Origin of the sequence: Xenorhabdus bakwenae (assembly GCF_030272115.1) — a bacterium.
In the GTDB taxonomy this organism is placed as follows: domain Bacteria; phylum Pseudomonadota; class Gammaproteobacteria; order Enterobacterales; family Enterobacteriaceae; genus Xenorhabdus; species Xenorhabdus bakwenae.
The window spans coordinates 1,730,641-1,750,121 of sequence record NZ_CP119194.1 but is presented as its reverse complement, the minus strand read 5'-3'; the positions used below and the strand labels follow the sequence as shown (position 1 = coordinate 1,750,121).

The following is a 19,481-nucleotide window of genomic DNA, read 5'->3' as shown; positions in this document are numbered from 1 at the left end:
GATTAAAAATTGCCTTATAGTCACATATTATATAGGGTTATTGCCTGATCAAACTTGTACATTATTTATCCCAGAATTTACCCATCGAAAAAATAATAAGTTCGGACGAGGTAATTTATGAAACCCATTAAATTACGTACCTTGGCAGCCTTCATCACGGCAGTTGGATTTATCGGCAGCGCCCATACAGAAATGACATCGGCAATGTCGCCGCAGGACTCAATGTCATCACAACAGATCGTGGATTTACTGAGCCAGTTAAAAGTCAATTTCAACGTCATTGATAATCAGGCGGGTTCACATGGTACAGATTGTGCCATTCTTGGTGCTGATTCGGCGGCCTGTAATCGGGTCAACATCATCTTGAGCAATGGTGATCAGGCAATCAACGCTTCTGATTGGGCGCTCTATTTTCACAGTATTCGCCAAATACTGAAACTGGACCATGATCAATACAAAATCACTCCTATTACGGGTGATTTACATAAACTGGAACCGACGAAAAAATTTACGGGCATCAAAGCCAATGAAAAGGTTGTGCTACCGATTATTGGTGAATATTGGCAGATTTACAGTACAGATTTTATGCCGCGTTGGTATGCGATTTCCGGTGATGCTGCGCCCAAAGTATTGGTAAATACCGATACTGAAAACATCAGCCAATTTTTATCTGATCTGGAAGGTGAACAGTGGAAACGGACCACAACGGATAACAATATCCTGATGACGCCAGAAAACCGCTTTGCCAACAACCAGCAGGTGGCAACAATCAGTGAAGATAAGCTGCGGGGGCAGATTATTCCGACACCGAAAGAACTTTCCATTTATTCTCAGGATGTGGATTTATCCCGTGGCGTGAAATTAGAGTTGGGTGGATTGAGCGGTGAATCTATTAAGGTGATCAGGGAGCGTTTCAACGCTCATGATATTCATTTAACCGATAACGGTTATCAAATAGCGACCCAAATCAACGCAGACCAATTGACTAAACCTTGGCGAGCAAAAGGCGCATATTCACTGGAAATTACCACTAAAGGGACACAAATTGTCGCATTTGACCAGTCTGGCGTATTTTATGGCCTGCAATCACTGTTTTCCTTGCTTCCCGCCAATGGAACGCCAAAGATTGCGACACTGACGGCAAAAGATGCCCCACGGTTTGAATATCGTGGCGTGTTCCTTGATGTTGGACGAAATTTTCATAGTAAAGAAGCCGTTTTGCGTCTGCTTGATCAAATGTCCCACTATAAGCTGAACAAGTTCCATTTTCATTTGAGTGATGATGAAGGCTGGCGTTTGGAAATCCCGGGCTTACCGGAATTGACAGAAATCGGCAGTCAACGTTGCCATGATTTGAGTGAGACCCGGTGCTTATTACCACAATTAGGATCAGGGCCAGACAGCAACAATATGGGAAGTGGTTATTTTAGCCGTCAGGATTACCTTGATATTCTGAACTATGCCAAAGCGCGCCAGATAGAAGTTATCCCAGAAATTGATATGCCCGCCCATGCTCGTGCCGCGGTGATGTCAATGGAAGCGCGTTATAAGCAGCTTATGGCACAGGGCAAAGAGCGGGAAGCCAATGAATATCGTCTGCTTGATCCGACAGATACCTCGAAGACAACCTCCGTGCAATTCTATGATCGCCACAGTTATCTTAACCCGTGTATGGACTCTTCAACGCGGTTTGTCGATAAAGTGATTAGCGAAATTGTTGCCATGCATAACGAGGTCGGTCTGCCGTTGAATACATGGCATTTTGGTGGGGATGAGGCGAAAAATATTCGTTTGGGCGCTGGATATCAGGATAAAGATGGACTGATTGTGCCAGATAAGGGGATTATCAACCGGAAAATTGAAAACAAGCCGTGGGCAAAATCTCAGGCTTGTCAGAAAATGATAGCGCAAGGTGTCATTAAAGAGGTTGATGAACTTGCCAGCTATTTTGCCATTGAAGTCAGCAAAATCGTCAATAACCGTGGTATCAACACCATGCAGGCATGGCAGGATGGCCTGAAACATGCCAAATCGGCAAAAGATTTCGCCACTAAACAGGTTGCGGTGAACTTCTGGGATACCCTGTATTGGGGAGGTTATGATTCTGCCAGTGACTGGGCGAATAAGGGCTATCAAGTTGTGGTTTCCAGCCCCGATTATCTCTATCTGGATATGCCATATGAAATCCATCCGAAAGAGCGAGGCTATTATTGGGCGACCCGCTTTAATGATGAGGCGAAAATTTTCAGCTTTGCCCCGAACAATCTGCCACAAAATGCTGAAACCTCGATGGATCGTGATGGCAATGACTTTAATACCCATAGCAATAAACGCTGGCCCGGGGCTTATGGTATGTCGGGGCAATCGTGGAGTGAAACCGTGCGTACCGATGAACAAATGGAATATATGATCTATCCACGCTTACTGTCGCTGGCGGAACGGGCATGGCATCAGGCGGAGTGGGAGCAGAATTATCAGCAGGGCAGGGAATATAAAGGCGGAATAACGCATTATGTTGATACGGCTCTCCTGCAACAAGACTGGGAACGCTTTGCCAATCTGCTAGGGCAGCGTGAACTGGCTAAACTGGATAGCGCGAAAATTTTCTATCGTTTGCCTGTACCTGGCGGCAGAATTGTTTCTGGAACACTGGAAGCGAATATCGCATTACCGGGGGTGGTTATTCAATACTCATTGGATAATGGAAAAACATGGCAGGCTTATCATGACAGACAGCGGCCTCATGTCAGCGGCAATGTGAAAATTCGTTCTGTCAGTACTGATGGAAACCGTTTTAGCCGCATAGATGAAGTTAAATTCTAACGATTTTTTGAGGTATGAGGGCAATAAATTGATAAAGCAACCTGCCGATTAGCGTGATAATTAATCGGCAGGTTGCTTATTCAGACAAACAACTTATTCAGATGAATAAATAGCGGAAGCGAATGACTTTATTGTCAGCGCTTGTTTATCATGCTTTTGCATCATGAAGCGAGTTATCTTTGCGGCAATCACCATCAGCACAGTGACCATATAAATAAAGACTGTGGTTTGAGAGCTTAATTCCATAGCGTTCAGCGATGTTTTTCTGACGCTCTTCAATGAATTCATCACTAAATTCAATGACCTTTCCGCAGTCGAGACAAATCAGATGGTCATGATGATGTTGCTGGGTGAGTTCAAAAACCGATTTGCCGCCTTCAAAATTGTGACGTGTCACAATGCCGGCGTCATCAAACTGGTTCAACACGCGATAGACAGTGGCGAGGCCAATCTCTTCACCGATATCAATCAGCTTTTTGTAGAGATCTTCCGCACTGACATGATGGCATTCTGGGTCCTGTAACACTTCCAGAATTTTCAGTCGTGGAAGCGTTACTTTAAGTCCAGCATTTTTCAATGCTTTATTGTTGTCGGTCATGCGGATTCAATCCTGTAACTTGAGTTAAGTGAACTTATGATACTTGGGGGTATCGTGAGGGAATCATGATTCTGTTTCACGTTGCTGATTATAGGCATGGATATTAAAAATGAAAACCATGCCTATTCATATATCATGACACATTATGCAAGAATAATCCTGCCTGAAAGGGCTTTTCTCTTCTTATTAAACGCCGAGGATCTCTGACAGGCTCATTTCAGTCTTGATCTGTTGTACCCAGGCTTCAACGCGCTCATCCGTCAATTCTGGTTGACGATCTTCATCAATGGCCAGGCCAATAAAGTGGTTATCATCGGCCATGCCCTTAGAGGCTTCAAAGTGATATCCTTCGGTTGACCAGTGGCCTACAATAATGGCACCACGAGGTTCAATAATATCACGAATGGTGCCCATAGCATCACAGAAGTATTCTGCATAATCTTCCTGATCACCACAGCCGAACAAGGCAACCAGTTTTCCTTCGAAATTGATCTCTTCCAGTGTTGGGAAGAAATCATCCCAGTCACACTGAGCTTCGCCGTAATACCAGGTTGGGATGCCAAGCAGCAAGATATCGAGGGCTTCAATGTCTTCTTTGCTGCTTTTGGCAATATCGTGGACTTCAGCAACATCAGCACCGCCCAATTTTTCTTGGATCATTTTGGCGATGTTCTCTGTGTTGCCTGTATCGCTGCCGAAGAATATACCTATTATTGCCATAAAATGGGTTAACCTCTTGTTTTATTTGTGTATTAAGTCTATACACATCACGCTGAAATCAGCTGGAAAAATGTCAGTTTCAGTAACATGAAAAGCGTTATTCTGACCAAACATCCATGACAAATCTGTCAGATTTGTGTGGTGACACCGCTTCATTGTGTTTAATAAAAGCCGTTAATCGGCAAGGTGATTTTTTTCTGTCAGTTGGGCTAATAACATTTGTTCAATCAATTCACTGCGGCTAATGTTGCGCTGTTTTGCCAGATGGTTTAGTGCATCAACGGCATCTTCATTAAGTTTGAGTTCCACTCGACGCAATCCTCTGACTTTATCTCGTCGCAACTGGTTGCGTTTATTGATCCTAAGCTGTTCATCCCTGGACAGCGGATTTGTTTTAGGTCGCCCGGGCCTGCGTTCATCTGCGAACAAATCCAGTGTGGTGCGATCAGTTTGTTCTTTTGCCATAAATTCAATTGATAATGGGCGTGTACCAATAATATAGCGGGCAATAATACCTTAGCTGGACGCGTGTCGCTACTAGTTGATGAGAGAGATTGTTGGAATGGCTCAAACGACATTTACATTTAGGATCGAGGATATCCCTGACCCGAATGATATCGGGTGACTGTTCTTAGTCGAGTGGTGAGAGAGACTTGCTTCATGATGAAAGGCATTCTCAAGCGAAACAAGTCTCCTATTTTCAATACATTTCTTTTTCAGTCATCACTTCGTTTGTTGATACCAAAGTTGTGCATATAAGCCATTTTGCTGCACCAGAGCATCATGTGAACCTGATTCAGCGATGTTTCCCAAATCTAAAACGAAAATCTTATCGGCATGGCGGAGAGTATTTAGTCGGTGAGCAATGCTGATCACCGTTCGGTTGCGGCATATCTCAGCCATATTGCTCATGATGGCCGCTTCGGATTCATAATCCAGCGCGGAAGTGGCTTCATCGAGGATTAAGATCTTGGGATCACTCAGTAACGCCCTTGCTAAGGCGATACGCTGCCGTTGTCCACCAGAAAGATTCCCCCCTTTTTCACCAACCGGATGCGCAAATTTACGGGGAAACGCATTAATGAAATCAACCGCGCCCGCTAAGGCTGCTGCCCGATAAACTTCTTCATCACTGGCATTGGGCTTGCACAGGCGGATATTATCCGCAATGCTGCCGGAAAACAGAATACTCTCCTGCAAGACCACACTCATATTACGGCGCAATGATACTGGGTCGGCAATGGCTAAATCCATGCCATCCACCAAAACCTGACCGTGTTGTGGCACATATAAGCGCTGCAACAAGCGGGTCAATGTACTTTTGCCGGAACCTGATGGCCCTGTAATACCAATAAATTCTCCGGCTTTAATTTCCAGTGACAAATTTGCCAGCACTTCCGGCGTATCTGCATGGTAACGGAAGCGGATATTGCGAAATTCAATCTGGCCTGCCAGTTCGGGTGCTGATGCCAGCCCTTGTCTACTGCTTTCCATTGGCTCATCAAGAATATCACCCACCCGCCGCAGAGCGATCAGGGTATGCTGGAAGTCTTGCCAGACTTGCGCCAGTCTCAGGATGGGTTGGGTAACGTGCCCCGCCAGCATATTAAAAGCAATTAATTCACCCGGGGACAAATCTCCATCAAGTACGCTCCGGACTCCCCACCACAACAGCAAAGCAGCAACCACTTTTTGGATCAGCTCAATCCCTTGTCCCGCTGCCAGCCCGCTTTTTTGGGCGGTAAAGCGCTGGATTAACTGCTGGCTCAGTACCTTTTGCCATTGGTGCAAAAAGCGCTTTTCAGTGGCAGTCGTTTTGATGGTTTCAATCCCCGTGACCGCTTCTGTCAGGAAGCTGGTGGCATTGGCATCGGCTTCATACTCTTTTTCTACCTTGCGCCGAATAATGGGACCGACGGCGATCCAGAGCAAGAAATAGAGCACCAGAGAACTGATGACAAGGCATGTCAGCTGGGAAGAATAATGAAACATCACGCCCAGAAACAGAATGATGAAAATCAGGTCAAGCAACAGCATCAGGGTAGAACCGGTCAAAAACTGGCGGATCTGCGCCATTTCCCGAACTCTGGCGATAATTTGCCCTGTTTGCCGTTGTTTGAAATAGGGCAGGGGTAATCCTACAAGATGACGATATAGCTTGCCGGAGAGTTCAGCATTGATTTGGCTGGCCGTATGCCCAAACACGGTATTGCGCAGGAACCCATACAGGGGTTCTGCCAATGCCAGTGCCAGCATCGCCATACCCAGCACATGCAGGCTGGAAATACTCCGCCCAACCAACACCTTGTCAATGACATTTTCAAATAACAAGGGGGCTGCCAGTGCAAAAAGTTGCAATACAATGGCAAACAGGAAAATATCCCGTAACTGGTTTTTCTGCCTGAAAATAGAGGGATAAAACCAGCTTAAGCCAAATTTTACCTGTTGCCTGGTCAGGGATTTATCCGCCACCAGTAGCACCTTGTATTCGTTAGATTGGCTGCCACTCGTTTGTTCATCGTGCAATAATGCACGCACTTCATATTTTTCGGTGACAGGATCGAACAGCGTAAATGTGTCAGGATGAATTTCTGACAATACCCACCAGCGCTGCTCCAATTCAACTAATGCAGGTAAAGGTAATGTGGCGGCAGTATCCGGTGTCAGGCGTTCAAACTTGCTGCGTAGCCCAATGGCATCCGCTGCTTCACGTAGCTGCGGATCGGTCAGTGCTAGCGAGTCTACCCCAAGAATAAGGTGTAATTGCCCGACAGAAGCCACTTTGTGAAACTGTTTCCCCAAATGGGCGATACAATCCAGCGCATAATTGTTTGCATTGATATTGCTATTTGCACCGATTGGGTTGCCGGATTTTGGGTCTGTATCTGAGCTACAGGTGAAGGAAAAAGTGTCAGACATGATTATTTTTCCCTTAACGCTTCAGATTGATATTCCTGAATGGGACTGAGCAGATAATCAATCACGCTTCGCTGATCGGTTTTGATTTCCGCAACGATGGACATCCCAGCCGTGATTTCGACAGGTTTCCCATCGACCATAATATTGTTCTGTTTGAGGCTGATTTGTGCAGGAAAAACCAGCCCTAGCTGTTCATCGGTGGTGGAGTCCCGTGAAATACTCAGTAACTCGCCTTCAATCGTGCCATAGCGGGTATAGGGGAAAGCATCGACTTTGACTGTGACAGGTTGACCGGGCCGGACAAAACCGACATCTTTATTTAAGATCTGGATCTCAGCGAGTTGTACATGTTCATCAGGAACAATCACCATCAAATTCTGCGCAGGTTGCAGGACAGCGCCGAGAGTATGGACAGTTAATTGTTGAACTGTGCCAGTGACGGGGGAGCGCACCACTTCAAGGTCTTCCCGTTCCTGCATTTTCGACATTTCTTGTTGTGTTAATGCCCGCTGTATCTCTGCCTGCTTTCTTTTCTCAAACCATTCCCGCTCTTTGGTTATTTTGGTGCCCTGTAAACGTTGTTCCAGACTTTTATACTTGGACATCAGAATATCGAGTTCCGATTTTTGTTGAGCGATCAGCCTGTCTGTTTCCAGAAGTTCCTTTTCTTGTTCCAGATATTCCACCTTGCTGATGACCTGCTTTTGGCTCAATGTTTTTCTGGCCTGCAAGCGCTGATTGATATTGGTGCGCAGGTTGGTTAATGAGCGTATATCACTGTTTCGTGCTTGTTGGGAAGTCTGGTTCTCTGCCATTTCCGCGTGGATAGTGGAAATAATGGATTCAAATTCCTGCTTTTCGTGAGCGTAATGCGCCAGAATGCTTTCCTGTTTATCGGCGGATTGCTGCTGGAAAAGCGGCAGGAATTCAGGGTTTTGTTTTTCAAGCAGTGCCCGGTAACGGATTTCCTCTTCCATCAGATAGTCGAGATTCTCGCTCAAACGGGCAATATCCTGATTGACGCCGAGCGTATTGAGCGTCAGCAGTGGCGTATCCTTCTCAACGTGCTGACCATTTTTGACATGGATGGCCATCAGGCGGCTCTGCTCATAAGCCTGAATGATTTGGGAACGACCCGACGCGATCAAACGGCCGGTTGCGGTTGCCTGCACATCCAGTTTCCCCAGACAAGCCCATAACAGGGCGACCAGAACGCTAATGCTTAAGGTGATGGCCGTATAACGGGCGAACGGCGAAGGTGGGCGTTGTGACAACGCCAGGTGGGTTGGTAAAAAATCATAATGCGCTTTGGCAGGACGTAACCGCTTGATCCCTTTGCGCAAGATAGCCTTAAACATAGGCCGGCTCCTCCTGTTGTATTTCCTGTTTTAGTTCTTGTTGTAACTGCCAAAGTTTCCGATAGTGTTTGCCTTGTTGCAGAAGCTGTTCATGGCTACCCTGTTCGATGATTTGGCCCTGGTGTAATACGATGATCCGGTCACATTGGCGTACCGTGGAAAGCCGGTGGGCGATGGTGATGACCGTTCTGCCTTGGGCAATCTTAGCCATATTAGATTGAATAATGGCTTGTGATTCATCATCCAGCGCACTGGTGGCTTCATCAAGGATCAGGATTTTGGGTTCTGACAACAGGGTTCTGGCAATCGCCAAACGTTGTCGCTGGCCGCCTGATAGCGATTGCCCGCCTTCCGCGATCACGGTGTCATATCCCATCGGCAATCTGAGGATAAAATCGTGTGCCCCAGCCAGCGTTGCCGCTTCGATGACCGCAGATAACGGGGCATCAGGGCAGGATTGGGACAAATTCTCATACACCGTTTTATTAAATAGAAAGTTTTCCTGCAAAACGATGCCGATCTGCTGCCTGAGGGATTCAATATTGACGTTTTGCAAGGGAATGCCATCCAGCGTGATAGCCCCACTTTCCGGGGTATAAAGCCGCAACAGCAAACGTGCCAGGGTGCTTTTCCCTGAACCCGAGGTGCCAACAACGCCGACGGTTTCTCCCGCCCGGATAGCCAGCGTGAAATGGTTAATGGTGGGGGGGAGATCGGGTTGATAGCGAAAGACAATATCCGAGAATGAAATTGCCCCGTGTAACGTAACCTGTTCATTGCCTGATTGCTGCTCGGTTGGCAGGTTCAGCATATCTCCCAGCTTCTCAATGGCAATGCGTGAACGGATAAATTGCCCCCAGAGTTGCACCAGCTTAGCCAGGGGTTGCTGGGTGTGGCTGACCATCATATTAAAGGCGATCAGTTGACCAATGGTCATGTGCAGGGAAAGCACTTCCGACGCACCCAGCCAGATAATGACGGCACTGGTGACTTTTTGTAGCATCATCACCAGATGACCGGAACGATTATCCCACTGCTGTACCTCATAACTGGTGCTGACCATCTTTTCCGTCTGGCTGTCCCAGCGGCGGATAAAGCGGGGTTCAGCGGCGAGGCTTTTCAGCGTCTCGGCACCGGCCACGGTTTCGGTCAGGAAAGAGGTATTCATGGCGGCATGGGTGAACTGTTTTTCCACTGCCTTTTCAATTTTTGGTGTCACCCACCAGGCCAGCAGGGCATAGCAGGGTAGAGTAAGCAGGAAGAGCAAGGTCAGCGTACCGGACAGCAGGCTCATGACATAAATAAAGACAAACATGAACAAAACGTCGATACACAGAGTGAACATGGAGCCGGTTAAAAACTCGCGGATCGTTTCCAGCTCCCGCACTCGTGTCACAATTGCACCTATCTGGCGGGATTTAAAAAACAGCAATGGCAGACCAAACAGATGCCTGACCAATTTCAAGCCCAGTTTGATATCAATCCGGTTGGCGGTATGGGCATACTGGTATTCCCGCAATCCCCGCAGAATGATTTCAACCAGGCCCGCCGTTACCAGCCCAAAAATCAGTACATCTAATGTGGAAAATGCCTGATGCACAAGCACTTTGTCCATGACAACTTGCACCACCAGAGGAGAGATAAGTGCCAGGATTTGTAGAATGAAGGAGAACAGGAGAATCTCCTTCAGGTTCTTTTTTTGTCTGATAAATTCAGGAATAAACCAGCGGATATTAAATTGATTGCTTTTTTGTTTTATTTTTATCCACTTGCCGCTCCATAGATTGATAAATTCTTCTTTACCTAATATCTCCGGTGTTTCCTGATAAGGTTTTTGGATTAATACCCGTTGCTCATCATATTTTGCCAGAATGAAAGGTTGCCCATCATGGCTAAATAAAATGGCTGGCAGAGATATGGCCCCTAACTGCTTATTTATAGAGTATTTATTTTTGATTTTAATATTACATTCTTTTTGGATCTTATTCAGAGTGGAAATATAATCATCACCATCATTTACGTTTTTATTTGCTATGATTGCATGATCCCTATTAGATATCATTATTATTAATTTAATTAATGATATTATTGTTTTTTCTATTTCATTCATTCATTAAGTCAAATCTGTTTTAAATAAAAAATTACACTTTCGATATAAAGAGATAACCTGAAAACCAGTGAAATGTTATCTTTGTTGAAGAATTTTAACAAATCCATTAAGTAATATTATCTGTTATCAAAAGCCTGTGAATGTGAATCATTGGGACAAAATATAGGGTATAAACAGATAATTTACTATTTATATGTTGATCTTAGCCAATAAATAGAGATATCTTTATCCGAAGCTGACATTAAAGCCTGATGGTATACTTTACTGGCTATTTTGTATTTTGGATAGTTATTTAAAAATGAGAATTATTTAAAAATGATAGCTCTTTCAAGATAATAACGCTTGAACAATAAGGGAAATATAAATGACTTTAGCTTACTCCGATAAGTTGGAGTTATCAGGTTTAATCATAAATGAACCCATATACACTATGGTTTTATTTATGATTTAATCATTTTAATTTAATGCAATCTTAACATTAAATTAATATTTATTTAATGGATAATGCTATGTCTGAAAAATTTGTACAAACCATCTCAAGTGTTAATTATAACAAAGGCGTATTCTCTCTTTATTTTGTCGGTCAGGAGCCTAATCAAATGGCGAGTGGCATGCTGGCGGAAAATGATCAGGAATTGCAGTTAAAACAAGTGATCCATATGCCTGCTTCCGGTTTTATGTATATGGTTTCCATGGTTAAAAATATGCTTGAAGATCCCAGAATGGCCGCTGAAATCAATAAACTGATTGCGGCTGGTTTCTTACCGGTGCCTGAGAGCAGCGAAAGTGAACAACCTGCGGAAGTTACGGCTACAGCGCCAGAATCTTCTGAGCCTAAAAAACGTTCAGCACGTAACGCCGGAACATCGAAATAATATCAGCATCCTATCAGGTAGTTGCTAACTTATGGTGATCACACATCACTTGGCAACACTGAGTGCGCATGAAATACAGGCAATGATGGGTGGGGTGATGTTGCTTTGTCAGCACTCCCCCTTGCACCGACGTTACTCCGTTGCTGAATGGCAACAACGTATCTTGCCGTCATTCCGGCTTAATCAGTTTTGCTATTACGAAGATGAACATCAACGCCCAGTTGCTTTTTGTAATTGGGCTTTTTTGTCTGACAGCAGTCGGGATGCCATTCTTGCCGGTGAACGGGAAATTTCACCGGAAGATTGGCGCTCCGGCCAGCATATCTTTTTTTCCAGAGATGATTGCCCCTTTCGGACATGCGCGTGACATTGCCTGCGATCTGCGCCGGCGTGTCTTTGCCGCCCGGAAAGGACAAAAAGCCTGCACCGTCAGGGGAACGCTGGATGTGCCAAATAACCGCTGTATCCGTCGGGTACAGTGGTTCATAGTTTAATTTTTACCCAATATCAGGATTATTTTATGGGAAAATCATCTAACCGCAGTACAGAATACTTCTTTACCGGTAAATATGAAGATGATAATGACGGAAACACAATACACGCCATTGGTGTTGGTGGTGTCATTAATGCCTATGGTGGCAATGACTACATAGTCGTCGGCTCTTTTAGTGCAACCGTCAATACAACATGGGGGCATGACACCGTAGTCGGTGCTGCCGGATATCTGAATGTCAATGATACGAGTGGTAGCCTGACGGTTAAAGGCGGGACTGGCTATACCTCAATCAATAAGACACAGAGCGGGTTGATAACGTTTGAGGGGGTTTCCGGTGGAGTGAAAATCAACCATACCGGAGACAAGCATGGCATCTCTTATTCTGGCGCCGCTGGATATAATAGTATCACCCGTAAGGGCCTGGAGGGTGATATTAGCTTTAAAGGGGCGGGTGCATACAACAAATTATGGCATGAAACTAACCAGGGAAATTTCTATTTTGGCGGCGCGGGTGGCGCAAACAAGATCGATCGTACCTGGTTTAACCGTTATCAAGGTTCTACTGGTGGTTTGACATTCAAGGGCGCTGGCGCGGCAAATATCATTAGCTCCAGAGTTGAGAGTGGCAACATTGATTTTGAGGGCGCGGGAGTAGCCAACACTATTGTCCGTAAAGGTAAAAGTGGCGACATAACGTTACGTGGTGCAGGAGCATCTAACCGTATTGAACGTATCCGTCAGGTCGATGATATCTATTCTGAAACCAAGGGAGATATCCGGTTTGAAGGCGCAGGCGGTTATAACAGCCTTTACTCTGATATTGCACAGGGTGATATCTATTTCACGGGTGCCGGTGCTTATAACGAAATTACCCGTAAGGGAACCGCCAATGACTTCGGCAGCGAAGGAATGGAATATACCAGCGCCGAAGAGGTTGTGCTGACAACAGCAACCCTGAGTGGCTCATGGATTGGTAGTTCCCATCAGGTGACAGGGGTTAAATCAGTACGGGAACCAAACACTTACCTGTTTGCGTTTGAGGATGGGACTCACACTAAAATCAACAAGGTTCAGCTGCGCAATGATCCCGCAACGGGTAAGCTGAGATACATCTCGACCGCGTGGTATAAAGCAGGGAAACATCTTAACGGGCTGGAAAAACGAGATATCTCGACTCAGGGTGGCTTCAGTTCAGTCGGTGAAGATGGCGCATACACGCTGTCAAACCTGACCGTTGAACAGCGGAAACCGGTAACAGTTCATGCGGTTGAGAAAAAGCTGACGGAAAACCAGTGGGTAAATTATGGCAATGGTGTCCAGATTGACGCAGCAGATATCACTTTATCTGATGCCAAAATGGGCGGTTATGCCATTTACCGTGATGGAACCACGGTTGACGTAAAAGCGGTCAAATCCCACCGGGGGCCAAACACCTATATTTATGCTAAGCAACTTGGCGAACACACCAAGTTTGTGGTGGTGGAGCTGAGGAACGATCCCAAAACAGGAACGCTGCAATATATCGCTCGCCCCTGGTATAAAGAAGGTAACCATATAGCTAATCTGGCGAACGCAGATATCTCTTATGCCAATGGTTACCACGATATGGGAGCCGGCAGTTATTCGCTCAGTGATCTTCATTACAGTGTGAATACGGTGCGCACAAATTCCGGTCGTGTGCCTGATCTGCATGAATATCGTGATCTTGAGCTGTTCAGGTCAGCCACTGGCGGCGGTGACAGTTCCGGTGATATTCATTATGCCGGAGCCGGTGGTGGTAATATCATCAAATCCAACGTGACCCGTGGCAATGTCAGCTTTAAAGGAGCGGGCATTGCGAATGTGATTAAGCATAGCTCTGAATTCGGTAACACTACATTTGACGGTGGTGGTGGGGCAAACGTCATCATCAAAAAAGGCAAGAAAGGTGACCTGAACTTCGATGGTGTCGGCATTGCCAACGTTTTACTGCACCAAAGTCAAAGTGGTGATCTGAATGTCAAGGCGGGTGGCGCAGCAAACGTATTGGTTCGCGTTGGCGATGGCCGTTATCTTGCTCACCTTCTGGCTGTTGGCAATATCTCCATTCATAAAGGCAATGGCAACAGCCGTATTGCAATGGGCGGTGGTTTCAATACCCATACCCAAATCGGTCATGGTGATGCGTTCTGGACCGGCATTGGCGGTGCCAATGTGCTGACCCAAATGGGGAACGGCAATGTCTCATCCATACTGGCGGGTGGCACCAATATTCTGACCAAAGTGGGTGAAGGCGATTTGTCATCAGCCATGTTTGGCGGCGCCAATATTATTACCCATATCAGCAATAACGAAACGGCGGATCCCGGTTCGGCAAATACATCGGCCATTGCGCTGGGTGGTGCCAACATCCTGACTAAAAAGGGTAAGGGTGATGTTCAGGCCGTTATGGGCGGTGGCGGTAATGTCCTGACGCATATGGGGGATGGTAAAACCACCGGCGTTATGCTGGGGGGAGTCAACATCCTGACCAAAGTCGGGCACGGTGATACGACTGGCATTATGTTAGGGCTGGGTAACGTTCTGACCCATGTTGGTGACGGGCAAACGCTGGGCGTGATGGGTGCGCTGGGTAATATTTTCACCAAAGTGGGTGATGGCACAACCATTGCAGCGATGATTGGTGCAGGCAATATTTTCACCCATGTCGGTGATGGCAATGCCTGGGCGCTGATGGGCGGTAAAGGCAATATCTTCACCAAAGTGGGCAATGGCGATGCACTGGCATTGATGCTGGCACTGGGTAACGTATATACGCACGTGGGTGATGGCAAGAGTGTTGCCCTGATGATCGCCAAAGGCAATATTGCGACCAAAGTCGGCGATGGCGATGCCCTGTCTGCCATGATTGGCAAAGGCAATATCTTTACCCAGATTGGTGATGGTTCCACTTTCGCGGCCATGATTGGCGGGGCAAACGTGCTGACCAAAGTGGGTGATGAGCTGACGGCAGCTTTGATGGTGGGTGAAGCCAACATTTATACCCATGTCGGCAACGGCACCAGCATGGGGTTGTTTGCGGGTAAAGCCAACATCATGACGAAAGAGGGTGATGGCACCACGCTGTCGGCCATGTTTGGTGAAGCCAATATCATGACCCATGTCGGTGATGGTTTAACGGGGGTATTGGCATTAGGCAAAGCCAACATCGTGACGAAAGTCGGCAATGATTTTATGGGCGTTGTGGCCGCTGCCGAAGCCAATGTGGTGACCCATGTTAATAAGGACAAGAGCACAACGGCAGCCGTGTTAGCGGGCAAAGGCAATATTCTGACCAAAGTCGGTGATGGAACCGCGGTTGGCCTGTTGATTTCTAAAATCGGCAATATCATGACCCATGTTGGTGACGGCACGACGGTCGGGTTCGCCAAAGGTGAAGGCAATATCATCACCAAAGTGGGTGATGGATTGGGCGTCAATGCTGCCTGGGGCAAAGCCAATATCCTGACTCAGGTTGGTCACGATGATCGCTATAACTTTGCCAAAGGTGATGCGAATATCATGACCAAAGTGGGCAATGGTCAGGAAGTTGCCGTTGTTCAGGGGCAAGCCAATATTGTAACCCATGTCGGCAATGGTAATGACTATACCGGTGCCTGGGGCAAGGCGAACGTGATCACCAAAATCGGTGATGGCCGTAACGTTGTGCTCACCAAGGGCGAAGCCAACATCGTGACCCAAATCGGCAATGGGGATAGCTTCAATGCGTTATGGAGCCAGGGCAATATCGTCACTAAAGTGGGTGATGGTATGCAAGTGACGGCGGCCAAAGGGAAAGGCAATATCACCACCACGGTGGGGAATGGCCTTAGCGTGACAGCGGTTCATGGCGACCTGAATATCAATACCAAAGTCGGTGATGGGGTTGCCGTCAATGTGGCCTGGGGTAAACTCAACGTCAATACCCGTGTGGGTGACGGCCTGAATGTTTCCGTCATGAAAGGCACGGGTAATGCCAATATCCGTGTGGGTGATGGCCTGAACATCAACGCCTCTTATGCCCGCAACAACGTGGCAATTCAGGTCGGTAATGGTGATTTTTATAGCCTTGCGGTGGCGGAAAGCAATACCCAGAGCAATAAATTGAATGCACTGTTTGACAATATCAAACAGACCGTTCTGGGCAGCGCGGGCAGTCAGGGCATCAATTATCTGGTAAATGGCGATGAAGCCAATACCTCAGGAACCCATAAAGGGCGAGGCGCCATTGACCTGCCGGAAGTTGCTTCCCTGAATGGTTTCAAACTGACAGAAATTGATGAAATCAGTTCGGATTTGGCGAAAGAGCTGAAAGGTTCTGTGACCGGTGTTGATACCCCAGATATTACCGGAATTGAGAAGAGACTTGGCGATAAAAAACGCCTGAACTCGAATCCGACACGTAATTTGATCGTCAATGGTGATTTTGAACAGGGTGCTACAGGATGGCAATCCATCAAACGCGAAAGCATTGAAACCAGCTCTTCAGCTAAGGCATATGGACTGAGTGATGAAGGGCATGGTGAGCGAGTCAATGAGCTTGGCGGCAATCGTAATAACCTCATCTACCAAAAGATTCAGAACCTAACAGCGGGTGAAAAAATTACCGTTAAGTTCGATTTTGCCAGACGTGCTGGCAGTTCTGCGAATAGTGGGTTAAACATATTGTGGAATAGCAAGGTTGTTTTTTCGGTTGCCAATGGCAGCAATGAGTGGCAAAGCCAGACGCTGACCTTAACCGCCAAGGCAGGCGATAACCGACTGATGTTTTTTAGAACCGGAACATATGATGACACGAGTTATGTTCTGGATAACGTCGTTGCCACCTCTGAATTGTCTGTTGCTGACCATGTGAAACAGGATAAAGCGGCACAAAACGCCTTGCAGGACAAGGAAAAAGCAGAAGCTGATAGCCAACGTCTGGCTCAGGAAAAAGATAAACAACTGGCGGCGATTGCCGGCACCCAGTCACAACTGGAAGCCACCGATCTGGATGCCCTGAACGCTAACGGACAGAGCCAGCGTAATGCCATCAAGGAAGAAGCGCAGGCGGTGACAGATGAGATGCTGGCGCAGATTAAGGGGCTGGAAACACTGGATATCCATGCCACCTATCAGGGTGAATCAGGTCAACAATGGCGTGATCAGTTCGCGGCTGGTTTACAGCAGCGTATTCAAACCGGATTGAATCGGTCGGGTGAAACTGCGCAGAATCAATTGGATAATATCCAGGCAGCGATAGCAGCGCGTTTGGGCGATACCAAGGATGCCGTTGCTAAATCAGAAGTGGGCGCACTTAAGGCTGAACAAAACCAACAACATGCCGAGCAGGATATAGAAACGGCATTTATCCAAGCCAGAAGCAAGGAGAAAGAAGCCCTTGATCGTGAGCTAAAAGCTAAGCGGGCAGAACATGATGGTCATCTGGCAGTGCAGCGAGCAGAACAGCATGGTCAGCATGAAGTCTCTGCGGCAGACAGTAAAACCGCGCAAGTACAACATGATGCCAAGGGTTCAAAACTGGATGACAACCATAAACCGGTTCGTACCGGCGCAACAGGTAGCGGTCTGTCCGGCAAAGCTTATGAAGCGAATTACTCTGAAAACATTGAACAAGCAGAAAAATCCAAAAGTCATATCAATGCTGATTTGACTGTTCCGGCAGATGGCAGATTCAGCAAGAAACTGCAAGAGCTGGATAAAGCGCTGAACGAACTTGACGATGCCAAAGAGGCCTTAAACCGCTTGCAGATCAATGCAGGAATACGTGCTAAAAAAGTGTCTGGCGGATCTCGCCTAACGTCTGCTCATAACGAAACGTCAGACAATCAGGAAGTTAGCCAACCTTCGGCTGTAGTGACTGAATGGGGCAGGGACACACCAAGAATTTCGGGGCTGGATCTCAGTGGCCTGAAAGCGTTGAGTGAAAACCTGATTCCGCCAGATTCAGTCAATACTTCTGGTGGTTCTGTCGCAAGCCGGGCACAGAAAGTGGCTAATGTTTACCGTTGGTTGGATAGTGACAACCCTCTCGCCACTGAAAAATATATTCCTGTGCCGGGGTTTACCCGCGTGGATGCAGAGATCCCGGATGACCGCAGACAAGAAATGGTCACCCATATTGAAAACTATCTGCATCTTACTGATAATGAAAATAGCGTACCGAGAGAACAGTATACTTCATTATCGAAACTATTTATCGATGCAACAATAGATTACGATTGGGATAAGCGCGTCGAATTCGTCTCAAGGCTGGAAAGCTATGGTTATAGCTTCGAACCTGTACATGGTGACAAGAGCATCGTTTCATTCTGGTCTGGCGAAAACTTCAAACAATACCGTGCAGTTCTTGATGAAGTACAGACTGATGGCAAGAAGGTCGTTTACGATATTGATGTAAAAGGTAACGCTTTTGCTATTGATCTGAACAAGAAGTTAATGCTCTGGGGCGCAAGACGCCTCGATCCTGACATTAGTGAGCAGAAGGCCCTGCAATCGGCCATTAATGCTTCGGCATACAGCAATACCGGATTCTGGAGTTCCCTCTATGCGACCGGATCTCGTGATGATGTCTATGTCATTTCGGAAGGCGGATTGCCTATTGGCAACTACTTCTGGAATGTTGAATTACCTGTATTGCGTCAATTGCAGCGTGAAGGTTTGGTCGGGGAAATTCGCCTGCTGGATAAAGCGCCCAAAGAATATCAAGGGATGTCCCCTGAATCCATTGGCCGCAGATTGACTGACGCGGGAGTTTTTGTAAGAGCACGTTTTGATTCCCTGAGCCTTGCAGAGCAGGAAAGGCTGCTTGCATTGAACCCTGAAAAGTATGAACCATATACATTGGTTAATCTGGATATCAAAACCAGCGCCATCGATAACCTGCTGAATCAGGCCCTGCCATTCTATGGTTTGCGTACAGAACGCAATTTGCTGGTGAGTGAAGCTGATGGAGAAGGCTTTGAAGTCCGCCCGTGGCCGGGTAATAACAGTGATAGCGTCAAAACTATCATGCTGGAAAATCCAAAAGATTCCGCTCAAATTAAATCTATTGAGCGTTTTATTCTTGCCAATTATGACAATTACGACCAACTGCCGGATGAGCTGCATCTGGTGAAAGATCGCATTGTTTCCTTTGATCACGGGCGTACCCGCATTATCGCTGAAAAAGCAGACGGTAGCTGGAGCTATAAACCAAAAACCGATTTGATGTCTGCGGCAGAGTTACAGGAAGCGGCTTATGTTAAAGGCAAGATCCTGGGTGATAGTTATCGCAATGTATTAGATGCCCTCAGCAATTACCAAAATACCTTGCAAACCAGCAAAGATTATGATTTTGAGGCAGTGGATAAATTAACCGACCTGCTTCATCAGATTGAAAGCTATTTGCAGGGGCATCCAGATTCAGAACGTGTTCCTGCGCTCCAAAATTTGTTATCACAAGTGAGTGTACGTCTGGAGGAATCGCTGGTATTGGCAGATATTACACCCAGAAGTGGTGAAAAAGTTGCCATTAATAACGACGGTACGCCACCGCGTGACAGAGAACCATTCAATCCAGTGA

9 protein-coding genes and 1 pseudogene are annotated in these 19,481 nt (G+C 46.6%); 4 read left to right on the top strand and 6 right to left on the bottom strand.

Annotated features, from left to right (window positions below; genetic code table 11):
- The first annotated feature begins 117 nt into the window (after positions 1-117).
- Positions 118-2,823: a beta-N-acetylhexosaminidase gene (locus PXH59_RS09010; RefSeq protein ID WP_285811384.1), complete on the top strand. Its 2,706-nt coding sequence runs from the start codon at positions 118-120 to the stop codon at positions 2,821-2,823.
- 148 nt (positions 2,824-2,971) lie between these two features.
- On the opposite strand, the gene fur is transcribed toward PXH59_RS09010, so the two are convergent.
- The 6 genes from fur to PXH59_RS08980 all read right to left on the bottom strand — a co-directional run bounded on the left by fur (position 2,972) and on the right by PXH59_RS08980 (position 10,528).
- On the bottom strand, positions 2,972-3,421 hold the full coding sequence (gene fur / locus PXH59_RS09005; protein ID WP_285811383.1) for a ferric iron uptake transcriptional regulator: 450 nt from the start codon (positions 3,419-3,421) through the stop codon (positions 2,972-2,974).
- A 186-nt stretch (positions 3,422-3,607) separates the two neighbouring features.
- On the bottom strand, positions 3,608-4,141 hold the full coding sequence (gene fldA / locus PXH59_RS09000; protein WP_047770782.1) for a flavodoxin FldA: 534 nt from the start codon (positions 4,139-4,141) through the stop codon (positions 3,608-3,610).
- 174 nt (positions 4,142-4,315) lie between these two features.
- Entirely contained in the window at positions 4,316-4,606 is a 291-nt protein-coding gene (gene ybfE / locus PXH59_RS08995; protein ID WP_047770781.1) for a LexA regulated protein, read from the bottom strand.
- Between the two features lie 258 nt (positions 4,607-4,864).
- The gene (locus PXH59_RS08990) at positions 4,865-7,060 is read right to left on the bottom strand and encodes a type I secretion system permease/ATPase (RefSeq protein ID WP_285811382.1); all 2,196 of its coding nucleotides are present in this window, start codon (positions 7,058-7,060) and stop codon (positions 4,865-4,867) included.
- A gap of 2 nt (positions 7,061-7,062) precedes the next feature.
- Positions 7,063-8,418, bottom strand: coding sequence for an HlyD family type I secretion periplasmic adaptor subunit (locus PXH59_RS08985; RefSeq protein ID WP_285811381.1), 1,356 nt, complete (start codon positions 8,416-8,418; stop codon positions 7,063-7,065).
- The gene (locus tag PXH59_RS08980) at positions 8,411-10,528 is read right to left on the bottom strand and encodes a peptidase domain-containing ABC transporter (RefSeq protein ID WP_434223355.1); all 2,118 of its coding nucleotides are present in this window, start codon (positions 10,526-10,528) and stop codon (positions 8,411-8,413) included. Before PXH59_RS08980 ends, PXH59_RS08985 begins: the two co-directional genes overlap by 8 nt.
- A gap of 509 nt (positions 10,529-11,037) precedes the next feature.
- Between PXH59_RS08980 and rtxH the strand changes: the two genes are divergently transcribed.
- The 3 genes and pseudogenes from rtxH to rtxA all read left to right on the top strand — a co-directional run.
- Positions 11,038-11,403 carry a protein RtxH gene (rtxH, locus tag PXH59_RS08975; protein WP_285811379.1) on the top strand — a complete coding sequence of 122 codons (366 nt, stop codon included), beginning with the start codon at positions 11,038-11,040 and terminating at the stop codon, positions 11,401-11,403.
- A gap of 31 nt (positions 11,404-11,434) precedes the next feature.
- On the top strand, positions 11,435-11,770 hold the full coding sequence (locus tag PXH59_RS08970; RefSeq protein WP_285811378.1) for a toxin-activating lysine-acyltransferase: 336 nt from the start codon (positions 11,435-11,437) through the stop codon (positions 11,768-11,770).
- Positions 11,771-11,923: 153 nt separating this feature from the next.
- Positions 11,924-19,405 (top strand): annotated as a pseudogene (gene rtxA, locus PXH59_RS08965) (MARTX multifunctional-autoprocessing repeats-in-toxin holotoxin RtxA); the annotation flags it as partial.
- Positions 19,406-19,481: the final 76 nt, after the last annotated feature.

Excerpts from the sequence above, each read along its gene's own strand:
- PXH59_RS09010 (WP_285811384.1), top strand. The coding sequence starts at position 118 with ATGAAACCCATTAAATTACGTACCTTGGCAGCCTTCATCACGGCAGTT.
- fur (WP_285811383.1), bottom strand. The coding sequence starts at position 3,421 with ATGACCGACAACAATAAAGCATTGAAAAATGCTGGACTTAAAGTAACG.
- fldA (WP_047770782.1), bottom strand. The coding sequence starts at position 4,141 with ATGGCAATAATAGGTATATTCTTCGGCAGCGATACAGGCAACACAGAG.
- ybfE (WP_047770781.1), bottom strand. The coding sequence starts at position 4,606 with ATGGCAAAAGAACAAACTGATCGCACCACACTGGATTTGTTCGCAGAT.
- PXH59_RS08990 (WP_285811382.1), bottom strand. The coding sequence starts at position 7,060 with ATGTCTGACACTTTTTCCTTCACCTGTAGCTCAGATACAGACCCAAAA.
- PXH59_RS08985 (WP_285811381.1), bottom strand. The coding sequence starts at position 8,418 with ATGTTTAAGGCTATCTTGCGCAAAGGGATCAAGCGGTTACGTCCTGCC.
- PXH59_RS08980 (WP_434223355.1), bottom strand. The coding sequence starts at position 10,528 with ATGAATGAAATAGAAAAAACAATAATATCATTAATTAAATTAATAATA.
- rtxH (WP_285811379.1), top strand. The coding sequence starts at position 11,038 with ATGTCTGAAAAATTTGTACAAACCATCTCAAGTGTTAATTATAACAAA.
- PXH59_RS08970 (WP_285811378.1), top strand. The coding sequence starts at position 11,435 with ATGGTGATCACACATCACTTGGCAACACTGAGTGCGCATGAAATACAG.